Source organism: Sulfitobacter sp. 1A13679, from assembly GCF_043557115.1.
Taxonomy (GTDB): Bacteria; Pseudomonadota; Alphaproteobacteria; order Rhodobacterales; family Rhodobacteraceae; genus Sulfitobacter; species Sulfitobacter faviae.
The window spans coordinates 1-14,751 of the sequence record NZ_JBIFFO010000021.1 but is presented as its reverse complement, the minus strand read 5'-3'; the positions used below and the strand labels follow the sequence as shown (position 1 = coordinate 14,751).

The 14,751-nt window shown below is 56.8% G+C and carries 10 protein-coding genes; 5 read left to right on the top strand and 5 right to left on the bottom strand.

What is annotated here, in order from left to right:
* Positions 1 to 91: 91 nt before the first annotated feature.
* The 4 genes from ACGYLA_RS15500 to ACGYLA_RS15485 form a co-directional block, all read right to left on the bottom strand.
* On the bottom strand, positions 92 to 448 hold the full coding sequence (locus ACGYLA_RS15500; protein ID WP_394433658.1) for a hypothetical protein: 357 nt from the start codon (positions 446 to 448) through the stop codon (positions 92 to 94).
* A gap of 246 nt (positions 449 to 694) precedes the next feature.
* Positions 695 to 2,101, bottom strand: coding sequence for a hypothetical protein (locus ACGYLA_RS15495; protein WP_394433656.1), 1,407 nt, complete (start codon positions 2,099 to 2,101; stop codon positions 695 to 697).
* A 2-nt stretch (positions 2,102 to 2,103) separates the two neighbouring features.
* Positions 2,104 to 3,975, bottom strand: a complete 1,872-nt coding sequence (locus ACGYLA_RS15490; protein WP_394433654.1) for a hypothetical protein — start codon at positions 3,973 to 3,975, stop codon at positions 2,104 to 2,106.
* 94 nt (positions 3,976 to 4,069) lie between these two features.
* Positions 4,070 to 4,516 carry a hypothetical protein gene (locus ACGYLA_RS15485; protein WP_394433652.1) on the bottom strand — a complete coding sequence of 149 codons (447 nt, stop codon included), beginning with the start codon at positions 4,514 to 4,516 and terminating at the stop codon, positions 4,070 to 4,072.
* A 1,439-nt stretch (positions 4,517 to 5,955) separates the two neighbouring features.
* Here ACGYLA_RS15485 and ACGYLA_RS15480 point away from each other — a divergent pair.
* The 5 genes from ACGYLA_RS15480 to ACGYLA_RS15460 all read left to right on the top strand — a co-directional run bounded on the left by ACGYLA_RS15480 (position 5,956) and on the right by ACGYLA_RS15460 (position 12,831).
* Positions 5,956 to 6,441, top strand: a complete 486-nt coding sequence (locus ACGYLA_RS15480) for a hypothetical protein (protein ID WP_394433650.1) — start codon at positions 5,956 to 5,958, stop codon at positions 6,439 to 6,441.
* Between the two features lie 1,568 nt (positions 6,442 to 8,009).
* Positions 8,010 to 9,248, top strand: coding sequence for a hypothetical protein (locus ACGYLA_RS15475; protein WP_394433648.1), 1,239 nt, complete (start codon positions 8,010 to 8,012; stop codon positions 9,246 to 9,248).
* Positions 9,249 to 10,280: 1,032 nt separating this feature from the next.
* A complete protein-coding gene (locus tag ACGYLA_RS15470) occupies positions 10,281 to 11,441 on the top strand; it encodes an ImmA/IrrE family metallo-endopeptidase (RefSeq protein WP_394433646.1) in 1,161 nt (386 codons plus the stop codon).
* Positions 11,441 to 11,917, top strand: a complete 477-nt coding sequence (locus ACGYLA_RS15465) for a DUF4411 family protein (protein WP_394433644.1) — start codon at positions 11,441 to 11,443, stop codon at positions 11,915 to 11,917. Before ACGYLA_RS15470 ends, ACGYLA_RS15465 begins: the two co-directional genes overlap by 1 nt.
* Before the next feature lie 35 nt (positions 11,918 to 11,952).
* On the top strand, positions 11,953 to 12,831 hold the full coding sequence (locus ACGYLA_RS15460; RefSeq protein WP_394433642.1) for a GIY-YIG nuclease family protein: 879 nt from the start codon (positions 11,953 to 11,955) through the stop codon (positions 12,829 to 12,831).
* A gap of 281 nt (positions 12,832 to 13,112) precedes the next feature.
* Here the strand turns inward: ACGYLA_RS15460 and ACGYLA_RS15455 are convergent, their stop codons facing one another.
* Entirely contained in the window at positions 13,113 to 14,546 is a 1,434-nt protein-coding gene (locus ACGYLA_RS15455; protein ID WP_394433640.1) for a DUF2235 domain-containing protein, read from the bottom strand.
* Positions 14,547 to 14,751 lie beyond the last annotated feature (205 nt).

The following is a 14,751-nucleotide window of genomic DNA, read 5'->3' as shown; positions in this document are numbered from 1 at the left end:
GGCACGTCGCCGAGCAGAGGTTTCAGGGGGGGAGTAGGGTTCTGTTTCGCAGCGCCGGAAGCTCTTCTGTGCTCTACCCGGCGCCTCGCATTCAGGCAGACCAGCTGCAGATGAGAGGGCCGTTTTCGACGATATCCTTGGCAAGGAACGTGACAACCGCAGGGTAGTAGCGCAGCAAGTCCTTCCATTCCGCATCCCGTGCATCCAAATCGTAAAATTTCTCAGGGATTTCGGACACGGCATCGGCGGCGGTGAGCCCCAAGGCCGCGAACTCCTTTTTGAGCATGGTCGCAACCACTGCTAACGTGCCGAGAGTGACATAGAAGTCGCTATAGGTCTCATAGACATTCCCCCCAGAGCCTTCCGCAAGCGCCTCAAAGAGATCGTCGTGGTTGCGCAGATAGAACACCTCCTCCCCATCCCGATAAAAGCCAATATCCAGCCCCATCTGTGTATCCTTTCCAATGTGATGGTTTCAGTTGAACGGCACGTGCAGTGCCTAAAGATGAACTGGGAACCTTTTTCTGAGGCCGTTAATCAAATCGTGCATTTTGATGAAAAAAGTTTTTCCGCGAACAGAAGGAGGGGCGGGTTATCAAGAGCGCCCTGCCCCTCCCAGTTGAATTGGCCGTAACGGTGTCGGACTTGAGCGGGGCAAAGGCAGCAAAGAAGCCCCGCCCGGCTCACGCCGAGATCACCCCCCTTCCAGCTTCGCGATACAGCGGTCCATCGCTTGGATCGCACCACTTTCGGCAAAGTCGCTGCGGTAGGTTTCCTGCATATAGCGGTCTTCATGCCCCAGCATATGTTGGGCTGCCCACCGTGCACCGGGCCGTTCGCGTCGCATCAGATCGGTCAAAAGTGTCCGAACCAGATGCCCGTGGATTTTGAAGTCGTCTTTAAGCCGGAGGTTAATGAACCCCTCATTGACCACGGCGTCGGCAAGGGTCAGCAAATTAGCACCCTGCAACTCCGCCACACGCCGCTCAATCATCCAGGCAGGCCGATCCCCTAAAATATGGGCGTCGATCAGTTTTGAGGTTCCCGGCCAAAGCGCATCAATCTCTTTTTGGCGGCCGGTCTTCGACGTCCGGATTGCGTGATGCCAGTCACCCTGCGCATCGCGGATCAAATCCACACCGATGTCGAAATGCCGCAGATCGCCTTGCCGATCCCCGGTGTTGACGAGCAATGCATATGACACCGCCTTCTGCCGCAGACGCAGGGCCGAAGTGGTGTGACCCGGCAGTTTTTCCGCCTCCTGCGCGGCAGCCATTGCAGCATGCAGAAGATCGCTCATGGTGAAGTGCTTGCGAAACGCGCGCAGCTTCGTCCATTTGCCCGGATCACTTTCCGTCGCTTCTTCCGTCAACGCCCCCGCAAGGTTTGCCAAAGCGGCCAGACTGGCCTCATCAAAAAGACCCGCGCGCATAAAAAACATGCGCAGCCGTTCGCAATAATCTGCAGCGGTTCCGAAGGAGACCCCGCGCTGTGTGATCAGATACCGAAAAAACGCTTCAAAAAGGTCCGCCGAAGGGGTGGGTGCGAGCTCCACTCCCTGTGCTGCCGCCCATTCGCGGCTTTTTGCGAGAAGACCCACTGCACTGATCACAGCGACTTGTGTTTTAGCTGCCAAGCGCGGCAGACGGTTGCCGTACGGCCGGACAGTCCTGCCCAAGTTTGGCACAGCTGCCGCCCAAGCTTTCGGCCAATCCTCCGGTGCCAAACCAACGCGCCGACTATCTCTCGGCCGCGCCGGTTTGGCATTATAACGCGCGTTGAGCCAAGCGTCCCACCGCTGTGTGACCGGCGCCGCCGGGCTTAACGGCACGGCGGGCGCAAAAAGACGCAAACCCTTCAGCAACGTTCGCAGTCGGCTACGCGATGTGGCAACAGCCGCGTAGATCTCTTCAGTTACGAGATCAGGAGGTAGCTTGGCCTGGGCCAGCCGATTGTAAAAATCCTCAATCGCAGCAGGCATGCCGCGTTCAAGGGTCTGCCCTGCCCGTAGTTGCGCTTGCATGCGCGTCACTACGTCGGCAGGAATATGAGGTGCGCGTTTTGCAAGGTTTGCCGCGCGTTCTTCGGCTGACATTGGCATGTTCAGGTTCTCCTAAGAAAAATCGCAAGCGTGGGATCGATGGTTTCCATAACTCCGGCGAACAGTTTGGCAGCCGCAGCACCTTCCCCGCGGGCATAGAATTTCTCGACAGTAGCAATGCTGTCTCCAAGGAACGCCGCGACCGTGGCGTAGTCCCCCGGATTGACGGCCAGCCAAAGCGTCGCCGCGACATGACGCATCATATGCGGCCGCAACCCTGGCACACCGATCCGGTTCACACAGCGGTTCCAGATGCGGTTGAAGCTCTGACGACTCAGCACACCATTGGGCCCGGGAAACAAAAAGATATTCGCCTCAGCGTCGACCTCCTTGATTGCACACCAGCGCGGCAGACCTTCATCGAGCCAACCGACAATGACTTGCCATTGCCGTTCGGGGATTTCTCCTTCGATGGGACGGCGGTTCTTGACCCGAGACCGGTGAATATCAAGCCAAGGACGGCTGTCGCGCAGCGGGCGGATGAGTTCGGCGTCCGGCCCGTCAATGATCATGCCGTTAAGGTTCCGGCTGCGTACGGACCGCGCCAATTGCAAAGCCATCATCGTAGCACCCATCGATAGATGCAGCGCCTCGCTCTTTGAATGCGCCCCCAGGTCATCCCAGGTGGCGAAGGCAGCTTCGGCCTCGGCTTTTAGCAGACGGGGTCCCGAAACAATGGCCTTGGCAATTGCCGGGTTGCGCTCAACGAGCTTAATGAAGGCTTCGCGTTCCGCGGACATCTCACGGGTCTGATAGCTATCCACGTGATCAAAACGCGCATCTTCCAAAGCCCAGATAACGTCTTGATCCAAGTCATTGCGCCGCGCCAGGGTCTCAAGTGCGGACAAGATGGATGCACCGCTTGAGGTCTGCGCCGGGTTCAAAAGGACGGGTGAGGCTTCAGCCCGCGCGATATAGCGCATCGTCGCCTGTTCGACGGCCTCACCTGTTACCAGCGCTTCAATGCTGTCGATGCGGTAGGCCACCCTACGGTCTTCAAACGCGTGCCGCACAAGCCAGCTCAACGCATTCAAATGACGCGCCCGGGCAGCTTCGGGGTTGCGAATGGGGCGCGTTCGGCGCGTGCGGTCACGCCCATTCAGGGGATCAGCGCCAAGCTTATCGCCAAAGCGATCTTTCTTTTTGCGGGCATCATTGCGGACCGCCACTTTGAGGGCCCGGTCCCGCGACGCTATAAATTTGGCGCTGAATTGAGACCAATCCAGCGGACGATCTCGCAGGCGCGGCAGGTCTCCGATGGGTGCGAGGGGCACCAGATCCTGAATGGCCGGATGCCGGTTGCGCTCGCCGATGAGCTTGTTGAAGGCTAAGATTGATCGGCGCAAAGTGGCTGCTTTGTCAGAGCGGCAATGTTCCAGCGCTTGCGCTGCTGCCTGCGTATTTAGCTCTGCGGGATGGGTCTCTCTGCAGCGTGCACGCAAATTGGCAATGGAGAGAGAGAACATGTTTGGCAGCAAAAGAGCGCCGTGTTGGTCTCGGGTGTTTTCCACTTCCGCGGCATAGGTCTGAAGGCGCGCCCATGCCGCATCCTCAGACATAGAGACCACCGGCGTTGCAATATGCGCCTGCGCCCGCCGGATCGCATTGGCAACCTTCTTGACCCAAGCTTCAAAAGCTTCTTGCCGCGCGCCAGGTGTGTCGCCGCGAAACTCGCCAACCCAGACGATCCCGCGGCTAAATAAGAACCAAGCGCTTTCATCGGCAGGGATATGCGACAGGGGCTTGCCTGTAAGCTTTGTCACGCGTCTTAGAGCAGCGCTGTAGACCGCCGCAGAGGCTGCTGAGTAAAGCGCGGGCAGCAGCAGATCTACATCTTTCAAAGAGACGAGCTGGATGGGGGTGTGTCGTGTCATCGTTCATTACCTTCTGGGAGTGTTCATTTGAAATTAAGAGCGTTCATCTGAAGCAAGATGAACCAAACGGGGGGTGCACTTTGGACCGTAAAGCTCACCCCCCGTCTCGTTCATCGCTCGGATTTACTATTATTTTCCGTGCATTACGGTTCACGAACCGTGCTTTGTGCCACACCTCGATTTGGGCAGGCACAAAGCGGTAGGCGCTGCCAATGCGCCGGCAGGGCAAGTCTCCGCGCCGCGCCGCACTCAGAATGTACGACGGCTTTACAGAGCAAAGCCCGGCCGCTTGATGCTCTGTCAGTAAGTTATTTTGATACGCCGCGCGCATGCCCTCAGGCGGCGCGCCGCCTTCGAACGCAAACACAGCATCCCAGGTGTAGCGCCGCTTCGTGCCATCGCTCACAACGCATAGCTTGCCGAGTTTTTCTTGCCGCCAAAAGAACGCGTCGCTCCCTTTCTGCCAGCGCCGGATCAGGAACGGACGGTCCAGCAAAACTGGCACGTCATTGGAAATTGGGGTGGGTGGTTTTTCTGTCATTTTCACTCCATCGGTTTGGGGGGTGAAAAGGACAGAGGGAAAATGAACGCCGTTTCAAAACGGCTGTACGGTTTTTCTTAATCTTTTTGCGTTTGAGAGGACGCCAAGAAAAGCCCGGCTCTGCTAAAATCTCCGAGCCCCCGCCATGGAAACGCGAAAGAGCTTTTTGACATCGCCAAGTTGTTTCTCAGGTGCCCCGCAGACTCCTAGTCTGACAAATGAAAGGAAAAGAAATGACCGCACCAAATCCAACTCCCTATCAGATCGCAAACGCGTTCGCAGGGCTCAGAGGCCTCATTGTGGAACCGGATATCGAAATTCTCACCCGTAAGCCTAACGGCACCGTCAATCTGCGTATAGTCGGTGACGACGGCTCCTACCTAGCCACAAGCACATGCCCGGAGAGTAAGTCTCTTTAAAGCAAAACCGCATTCAATAAAGTTTACTGGCTGGCGGGTCAGCAAATGATACCTGCGCCATTAAAAGCCTGATGCGAACAGACGCTCTAAGGAGGTCTAGAGCATATCCCAAGCTATGCTGTGCACAGATCGTCAAAACCGACAGTGGTGCTCGAACAGCACCGATGCAGCGCGAACGCCTGGCCATCCCGTCAACTGTAGACTTTCACGCTGAGAACGTGGGATTCAGTGATCGTCAGCGGCCACTCGAGTTGTCTGTAAATTCCCTGGTAACACTTTTGTGATCAAGGCGCTTTGGAAGCCGGGTGTTTCTAGAATGCCCCTTTGCAACACATTAATATTAAATAAAAAAAAACGCAAATAGGAGGTTTGCGAAGTGGGTTTGAATCCCCCATTTGCAATACTGGCCTTTATGTCTAAGCAGAGGGTGTGTTTCGAAGCACCTGAGACAAACCGCGAATTGCGGTCACAACCTCTTAGGTCGTTTCGAGGCAAGAGTGTAACGGAAAAAGGAGCAGCAACAGACAAAAGAAAACCCTCCGAAACCGAGGCTTCAAAGGGCTTTCAAGTTCTCTAGTACAGACTTGCTACCCGGTTGGCGTCTTTGTTTCAACACCGTTTTGCGGTGCTGGTATCTATTTGTCTACTGATATCTCAGATGTAAAAAACCCTAAAACCAATCCGGCACCTAGCTCTTGGAGACCTCTGCGCGAACCTATTGGGAACACGCCGATAGATCGCTGCCTTACTTTCCGCGTTCATACCCATGTTCGTTTTGTAACGCATTCTGGAAACGGAATGCAGGCGGTCGGCCGATTGCTTCACCTTCAAACGAGACCTGCATTGCCATCACGGCGGCGCGGGCCCTTTCAGCACACCAAGGAAAACTCATGTCTAACTGTTACAAAAATCAAACAACCGTCAGGAGAGGGAAAAAATCCTTTGGGACTCAACATACTGCTGCAGTTCCCAGCCTCTGACCCCTCCTTGCCCTCAACTTACAACCCAGGAAGAAACGCAATGAACACTTACGACCAAACCGCCGAGGACCGCTTCGAAGCGAACGCCGAAATGTATCCACTCTTGGAGAACTTTGGTTATGATGTTGAGGGGCTAGCAGAGCTGCTTCGGGATGAACCGATCTCCGAGGTGTGGGAAATGTTCGGCAGCTTTCATGGCGTCAATCGTTCCGCCCGTTCTGGAGAGTATGGCGTTTTCGAAATCAGCGACGCTGACAATGACCACGTCATTTCCTTCCTGCTACCTTTCGACGAACAGGGTGAACTCACTGGCCCGGGGCGCATCGCCTTGGAAAATCGTCACAGCGTGATCGAATCCTACGAGCTCGACATTGAGCTTAGCCGAGTGATCTGGGCTGATGTTTCCGACGAGATCCAAGAAGCCTTGCCAGAGCTGAGCAGCATTCAAGAGGACTGCTCCGAAGAATGCCGCCCCGATCACAGGCTTTGGGTGGAGAAGCTCGCCAAGAGTCAAACTGACGTTTGATCGGATTAACGCGGCACGCCAAGCTCAAGCGGACGAGGCGTGCCGCAACTCGACCGTCTGACCCGGATCGACAAGGACAAGAACCCCGTGAAAGCTCGGATTTGACGGCTCCCAATTTAGGCGCGCAAAAAGAGTTCGTCGGGGGCCGCCGGCCCCGGCCTCAGTCTGCTCTTACTTCACTGCGGAAAACGCACAAGTTGTCGGGGTTTTGCCACTTTACGCAAAAAGGTCCGCAAACATTTCGCCGATAAATGTTTGGGGACCAATGTGCGCCTGTCGCGAGAAGTTCAAGCATGTCGTGGTTTCGACCATTTGACTGTGCGGCCCTATCATAAGCGTCCCTTTTTTGTGGCGCCAAACGTCTGTTCTGTCCAGTCCACCGCATCTTCCGGCGCTATTCGTACGCTCCCAAAGACGTTGCGCGTTGGGAGCCCCTCTACGATCCAGCGCTCAACCGTGCGTTCGCTGACCTGCCATTTTGTGGCGAGTGCCTTTTTGCTCTTCAACGGTCTCTTATAGAGTTTGGAACGCGCTCCGCGCGGCGCAGGTCCCCCCAGGCATCGGTCCAGCAACACCGCCAGCTACCGCTCAGGCGAACGCCCTCCAGCGCTCCGTTTTTCAGGCAGGTACGGACCGTGCGGGGAGACAGGCTATAATGCGCGGCAACCTCTGCAACGGTCAGGTTATAGTCGTTATCATCTTCCATGTGCAGAAGATTGTTCCCCTGACCACGCAGCCAAAATTTTCATATTTTAAGTTTTGACCGTCCGTGGTTCGAGGCGAAGGTCCCTCAATGCCGCACCGTTTGTCAGCGCGAGACATTTTATCAGATCGCAGGTCCACGGCCCGATGGGGGCCGCTCCCCTGTTTCACTGCCATAAAATAGGCTCCGAGAATTTTCATAGATGAGAACCGCATCGGGGCGGGCAAGCTTTACATGGGCGCGCTATCAACCCTCAATCTTTGAGAGCCAGCACTATCTCCAGCCTCAAGATCCAGCTGCAACCGGCATCCCCAGACTCAAAATGCCGGAGCCTGAGGGCAACTGCCCGCTGTTCATCCAGTTCCGGCAAGTGACGCCTAAAGGCTTCAGAACAGCGGCCGGAAACAGGGCGGCTGCCCTGAACGTGTCCGGTATGAGCAACGCAGTGATCCCAGTTGAAGAATATCGAAGGTTTCTCGCTGCACAACAGCGGTCGCGAGATTAAGCTCCTCTGTCATAGAATGTTCCGTTTAGGATTTGTCGTGACTGCCTTTGGCTGAGCGGCGCAGGCGTGAGCTGCTTAAGGCTTGTCGCTCTTCGGAACGGGCTTCCAAAAACGGGTGTTGGTCTGTTCCCAAGAACCAATTTCTAAAAAGAAAAGTATCCTTTAGAGAGTTCCGGGACATTCCGGCGCTTTGCATCCGTCGAAAAATTTATATGGATAAGTTTATAAGTTACATACACTTACAGGAGTTTTCACGAATTTCTCTCGGTGTTTAACGCCGACCCAGAAAGGGGTTTCAAACCGCGTTTCTGAAAATCTTCGTCGAACGCACGTCCTCGTCACACAAACGAGGAATGCACCATGAAGATTAAGTTCAACGACACTTCACCCACCACCGCTAAAGCTCTGGATCAGTTCTACACGGCCCCCAAGGTCGCCCAAGATTGCATCGATCAGGTACTCGACTACTATGCGGACCAGCCCTTCGAAACCATCATCGAACCTTCCGCCGGCACGGGCGCCTTCTCAAGGCAGCTTGGGAGCAATTGTATCGCTCTCGACCTCGATCCAAAGGCACCGGACATCCAGACCGCCGATTTTCTGACCTGGCAGCCAGAAATTCTCACGGGACGCTGCCTGGTCATTGGCAACCCACCTTTCTCTGGGGGCGCTGCCATGAAGTTCCTCAACCATGCAGCGGCGTTCGCTGATGTGGTCGCCTTCATTCTGCCTGCGACCTTTAAGAAAAAGAGCCAGCAAAACCGGGTCGCTTCGAACATGCACCTGATGTACCAGCAAGATATCCCCTCGCGCTCGTTTAGCCATGCAGGCAGGGTGGTTGACGTCCCGTGCGTCCTCCAAATCTGGGAGCGTGGCGATGTGCCTCGCCAGCGGCATAAGCTTCGCTGCCGTCATTCTCATTTTGAACGCTGCTCTCAAGCCGAGGCGGACTTGGTGATCCGCCGGATCGGCGCCCACGCCGGGACGCTCAAGCCGCTTGATGTGAATTGGAGCGCACAATCCAATATCTTTCTGCGCGCAGTTGGTTGCAACCGAGCAGAACTCTTGCGCCGTTTCCAGAACCTCGACCTAACCGGCGCAGCCGCTAACGGAGTGGGCGGAGGTTCGATCAATATGTCAGAACTTGTCGAACTCTATGAAGCTATTTTAAAGGAGGAACCGGTCGCGAGTCCTTTACAGGGAATCGCAGATGACCAGATTGGCAAAGGAGCAGCCCTGAAATGGCGGATGCCATTGCATGCCTCTTCAGCAGCATTTTCGCTAGCAGCCAAAAGCTTCCATTTGTTCAATTCTAACGAACGTGATCACCTTGTTCCTACATCCAAGGCTCAGCCCCCGCTATCTAACCCCATTCAGGAAGCTTGGATTCGGCATGCCGCTGAACTTCTGGAGCGCCCGTTTTGCAGAACGCGACGCTGCAGTACGCATATTGGCGGCTTGATGACAACAGTATATCCCGTCTTAGGTCCGCCGCAGAATTTGATAGTAAACTCAAGATGGCCTCTATTAACGATGAACTGTTCTCGCCCGGCTCCACCCACATCGAGGTCCGATGCTGGGAGTGCGGCCATACGGTGAGCCGCAGGTCCGGCGAGGTGCCTGAGGGCATTACGCAGCACGAATTCGAGCGCCGGTCTGTCTGCAAGTACGGCGCAGGCTGGCCGCAGGTGTCGCGGTTTCCTCAAAAGAAATCGACATCGATGTGATAAGCTTACGTGAGGGAGACAACATGAAACCCAAGGTGCCCAGATTTTCACCCCAAGAACGCGCAGCTGAGAAAGCCGCTGCGCGTGCGCGCGATGAAGAACTACTTCGCTCTGGTCAGGTTTCACACGCTGATATGGCACGCGCTAACGGCGGTTTCGTCCGAGGGGCGCGTTACAAAGGCCCAGCAAAGCGTATTCAGGCACTCGCTGCGTCCCTGTCGTCAGATGACGACAGCGCCTAAATTGCCAATGGCGCGTATGTGAGGAGATATGCAGGTCATAATCCCGAAGAAACTGCACATCGCACTGGCATGGAGCTGCCCGAAGTACTCGCCCTGAGGTGTTGTGACGATGAAGAAGAAGGTGCCGAGTTTAATGCGCTCTGCGATGCGTGGCAGGGCGAAATGCCAAGCGAGGTCGTTATCGACAATATCTGAAGGATCACCGGCACAGGGATTGTCAATTCATTACTGCGCCAACTTGCGCCAGCCCTCTGCATTTCGTGGTGCAGCTCGTGGCCAGCATTTTTGTGGACATGGCGCTATGTCCAAACAAGCTTGAAGGTCGGCTTGGCTGGACCTTCCTGCCGTTCGCTGCTGGCGCTCCATTTGCGCTGCGATCACGAAGGTCACCGGCTCGAAGGGGCGGACAGCTGACTTTCGCCGCTGGGGCGAGTGGGCCGTGCCGGGAGAGTGAGAGCCGATGTTCAGAACAATGCGAAATTAAGCATCTCGCTGCACGGCCTTGAGGCCACTACAAGCCGTTGCGTGAGGGGTGCGGCACTCCGGCTCGCGAGGTGGAATTGTAGGCGAGGCGCAAAACCATTAGGACGCGCTTCAAAATAATCGTTTACACCGAAGCTGTCGAACCAGCAGAATGACGCAAGGAGACGAAGGAATTACCGATGGCACAGGTCGACATATCGCCTGACGTTCTGGAATGGGCGCGAGAACGCGCCGGGATGCCGTTCGACAGTCTCGTGCAGCGTTTCAAAAAGTACCCGGCTTGGCTGAAGGGAAAGGGCGGTCCGACCTTCAAGCAGCTGGAAACCTTGGCGGCGACGCTTCACCTACCGCTCGGCATGTTTTTCCTGCCCGCACCGCCCGAGGAGCAGCTGCCCCTGCCTGACTTCCGGCGGATGGCTGGAACGGCCTATGGGCGTCCAAGTACAGAGCTGATCGACACGATTCACACCTGCCAGCGGCGCCAGAGTTGGTATCGTGACCACCTTGCCGGGTCCGGCGCGCCGCTTCTGAAGTTCGTCGGTTCTTCTACGGCGGGCGACCCGCCTGCGATTGTAGCGGGCAGCATCCGCACCGTGCTGAAGTTGGAGGTCGGGAGCCGGTCCGAGGCCGCGACTTGGGAAGAATTCCTACGGCTCTTCATAGCCCTTGCCCGAGAGGCGGGGATCCTCGTGATGATCAATGGCGTCGTTGGAAATAACACACACCGGAAGCTGAATCCGCGCGAGTTCCGCGGCTTCGCAATTTCCGACTCGTTCGCGCCGCTCGTGTTCGTGAATGGCGCTGACACGAAGGCCGGTCAGATTTTCACGCTCGCCCACGAGCTGGCGCACATCTGGATCGGCAAAGGCGGTATCAGCAACGCAGCCGCTGACGACCTACCGGAGGACTGGAACCCGGACAGCGCGGTCGAGCGGTTCTGCAATGCAGTCGCCGCTGAAGTTCTCGTGCCGATGGCCCAACTCCAGAATATGGAACTACCCGGCGATATCGACTTGGCGAAGACCACGGTCGCGCGCTTGTTTCGGGTCAGCACGCTGGTCGCCCTACGTCGCCTGAAGGATCTTGGACGCCTGAGCTATGACGCCTTTCAAGCAGCCTATGACGCCGAGCTCGACTTCCTGAAGGACAAGGCGAAAGGCAGTTCTGGCGGCGACTTCTATGCGACGATGGGGGCGCGCGTCGATCCGCACTTTGCATCGGCGGTCATCTCGACGGCCCTCGAAGGCAGGACGCAGATGGGTGAAGCCTTCGACCTGCTGAATCTCAAGAACAGCAAGACATTCCGCGAGGAAGCAAGGCGGCTGGGAGTGACGAGCTAATGTTGTTGCTGGACACGAACGTCTTCCTAACACCTGCGCTAAGCTACTACGCTTTCGACATCTGCGGAGGATACTGGGATTGGATCGCCAGTGCCGCAGCCGCTGGTGAGGTCGCAAGTATCGCTCCGGTGAAGCGCGAGCTGCAGAAGAAAGACGATCAGGTAAAGCACTGGATCGAGTTGCATGGCACGAGCATTTTCATGCCTGATGACGGCGCGATCGGAAACAGCATGGGGCAGGTTGCGAGCTGGGCAACCTCGAACGGCTACACCTCCGCCGCCGTCGCAGACTTTCTGAACAAGGCCGATGCTTACCTTGTCGCTTACGCAATCCACGGCGGTCACGACATCGTAACGCTTGAGACCCGGGAACCGCTCAGGGTGAGCAAAATCAAAATTCCTGACGCCGCGGACGCTCACGGCATCAGCACGATTTCACCTTACGAGATGCTGCGTAGGAACGGTGTCCGCCTGTAGACGCGACCCCGTCTCTGGGCGCTGAAGGACGCACCATGACGACAGTCTTTTACACATATGTCTGGGGGTCGAACCCGAACCTCGGCGTGCCGCTAACCTTCACCGCGAACCACCACCGGGCCTTCGCGGCAAAGCGCGCGACCGTCGAGCAGGACGCGGTCGTGTTCGGCGTCTGCAGTACGAACCCACAGGACCCGAAGGTCGTCATCTCCGAGCACCAGCGCGGGCGTGTACTGTCCGCTTGGCGGCTGTCCAGAATCGCGTTCGCAAGCTCCGACTATGGCATCGGGGCGCAGAACACTTGGGATGTGGATGAGAACGGCGCCTACCGGTGGCCCTACGCACTGCAGCCGCTCGACGTCTGGGCAATCACCGCCCCCCCGAGGTTTCGCGATCTGCTTGGCTACACGCCCCGCACGCACACGCAGCGGGCCATCACCAGCACACAGGAGGTGAACCCCGAATTGGCCGAAAGCCTCCTCGCGCTGATCCCTGGCGCGACCCGGCTGAAAACCATGATGCCGAGGTTCAGCGGCCTTGCTGGGCGAGTGCAGCGGCTGCGTCAGCAGCATCCCTTCCGGATAAACGGCTACGAGGTCGCGCCGCGCGATATGTCCGCGCTGGTGAGCGTCTATGTCGCCGAACTGGTGATTAACCGCCGGCGCTACTGCAAGATCGGGCACGCAGTAGACCCTAAGACCCGGCTGGCAGCGTTTAACGCTTACCGCGTCAGTTCGGAACCCCAATGGCACCTCAAATACGTGCAGCCGATCGGCACCGAGCAGGAGGCGATCAGGATAGAGCACCAGCTCGGTGCGCAGTTCGAGAAGCACCGAACCGAACAGAACGGCGAGATCTTTTCCGATCTTGATGCCGATGTCCCCGGGATGGCCCTGCTTCGACATGTGCGCTGACCGGGAGCCCGCAGTTTGGATCGTAGGGGGCCAAAAAACCCTTGGGCTCCAGACCTATCGATCTCAGCCGATTGGCTTGGATCACGCTTCGCAAAGCGATCCGAACTATGAGCAATCTTTTCCCGGAAAGCCTGCGACATGAATGCTGCGCCGGGAACAAACGGCGGGTCTGGTTACGCTGCGGCGCGGCGATTAACGATTAGGCGGAGGTCCGCAGTGGGCCGCTCACACCAGTTACGACAGTGGCCCACCTGTCAACGTTATTAGGACAGATAATCTGGTCACTGCCCATCTTCGAAGAAAGAATTCGCCGAGGGGTGGTTGCGGAGCTGTTCGGGCCGGTATGGTCGCATCTCACCGACGTGAGAAACCAGCCCAGTTTCAAGACGCTTGATGACCGATGAATGGAGCGCAAAAGCAGCGGTCACTTCGCGCGGAACCATCGGCCAGCGCTTACGGATCGGACCATATGCGAACATGAAGGCTTCCTCGTGCTGCATACCGGTCGGATCCGGCATGATGTACAACTTGCTCTCGTTGATCCGGACGTCTGGAACACAAACCTTCAGCTCTTCTAGCATCCAGCTGAGCGCGATGTCACTAAGGCGGGACTCCGGTTCTGGGTAACTGCCGCCAACATCGCTGTGGCAGCCGGCGAACCAGACTTGCTTCAACCACGGCGGGTCACGGCCTTCGGTCTTCTTGGCTTCGGCCGCCATGGCCCATTTCACGCGGGGGAAGTTCTTGCGATTCTCGTCTATCGCGAGCGCGTGACGAGCATGGCCGACATCGGAATCAAGCCACTGGTCGTAATTTTCAAGATTCCATTTGGCGTAGTGGCCGTAGTTCCAGATCGCAGGCCAGTCAGTGAGACGGGACAGTTTGAGCGGCTTTTTCTCGTCGGGTGAAAAGTACTTCCACTGCGACCACTTCAGCTTGCCGTACCAAAATCCGATGAGACCAAGGAGGCCCAGAAAGGGAAGCCAGACGTACCATGGCCAAGAGAACCAGAGCGACGCGCAGAAGGCGACAAAGAGCGCGAACACGATGCCGCCGGTAAGTAGGCTCACCTTGGCGTTTCCGAGCGCGGCGACGGTGTCGAAAACGCCGATGAACGCAGGCTGAACGTTGCCCTGAACATCTTTATCCGCATCCGGCACGAAGCTTCTGTACTTCTGTCGAAACCGGCGGCCGAGTTCCTCGCGACGTTCGTAATAGGGCTTCTGGCCGCGCTGATAGCCGTTGCCATGATTGTAGACGAAGTTCACCGCGTCACTCGCGATCTTCCTAAGTCGGGGACCGAAGCGCGGCACCGGCGATCCGTCCGGCATCTTTGTTGGGACGCCGCAAAGGTTCATCACATTGGCAACGGCTCGAACCGTATATGCCCCTCTTGAAAACCCGAAGAGGAGGATGCGGTCACCGGGTTCATAGTAGGAGATAATCTTCTCGTAGCAATCAATGACGTTTTCATCGATCCCGGTGCCGACCGCGGCCGACAAGATGTTTCTGATCCGCCGGAGCGTGAGGCCTCCCACCTCACCCGCACCGAGACCCGCGTCGTAAAAACAGACCTGTTCCTTCGGATCGATTGGGGATGACGGCCCGGGACGCATCGCGCGATACATTTTGTAGACGTTCGAGAGCCGTTGGTCGGGTCGTAGCCCACCGACTTGCCCGGTCCCATCCGAAAAGATTAGGATGTTCTTGGGCATGTTAGATGGCCTCACCTTCGTTATTTGTTTCAGCATCTAGTAGTCAGCGCAAAGCGTCAACGTTTCCGCCCCAAAAGTCCATGTTGTGTTATTTCAGGCAGCTTGTGATGTTGCTTGCGCAGTGAATGTTGTTGATTGTCACTGAGAACTGACCCGGTAGCCCCATAAATTGTCACTGAGAATTGACCCATGTGAACACACTTCC

Bases quoted from the DNA above. Each gene is read 5' to 3' on its own strand.
- ACGYLA_RS15500 (WP_394433658.1), bottom strand. From the start codon at position 448: ATGGGGCTGGATATTGGCTTTTATCGGGATGGGGAGGAGGTGTTCTAT.
- ACGYLA_RS15495 (WP_394433656.1), bottom strand. From the start codon at position 2,101: ATGCCAATGTCAGCCGAAGAACGCGCGGCAAACCTTGCAAAACGCGCA.
- ACGYLA_RS15490 (WP_394433654.1), bottom strand. From the start codon at position 3,975: ATGACACGACACACCCCCATCCAGCTCGTCTCTTTGAAAGATGTAGAT.
- ACGYLA_RS15485 (WP_394433652.1), bottom strand. From the start codon at position 4,516: ATGACAGAAAAACCACCCACCCCAATTTCCAATGACGTGCCAGTTTTG.
- ACGYLA_RS15480 (WP_394433650.1), top strand. From the start codon at position 5,956: ATGAACACTTACGACCAAACCGCCGAGGACCGCTTCGAAGCGAACGCC.
- ACGYLA_RS15475 (WP_394433648.1), top strand. From the start codon at position 8,010: ATGAAGATTAAGTTCAACGACACTTCACCCACCACCGCTAAAGCTCTG.
- ACGYLA_RS15470 (WP_394433646.1), top strand. From the start codon at position 10,281: ATGGCACAGGTCGACATATCGCCTGACGTTCTGGAATGGGCGCGAGAA.
- ACGYLA_RS15465 (WP_394433644.1), top strand. From the start codon at position 11,441: ATGTTGTTGCTGGACACGAACGTCTTCCTAACACCTGCGCTAAGCTAC.
- ACGYLA_RS15460 (WP_394433642.1), top strand. From the start codon at position 11,953: ATGACGACAGTCTTTTACACATATGTCTGGGGGTCGAACCCGAACCTC.
- ACGYLA_RS15455 (WP_394433640.1), bottom strand. From the start codon at position 14,546: ATGCCCAAGAACATCCTAATCTTTTCGGATGGGACCGGGCAAGTCGGT.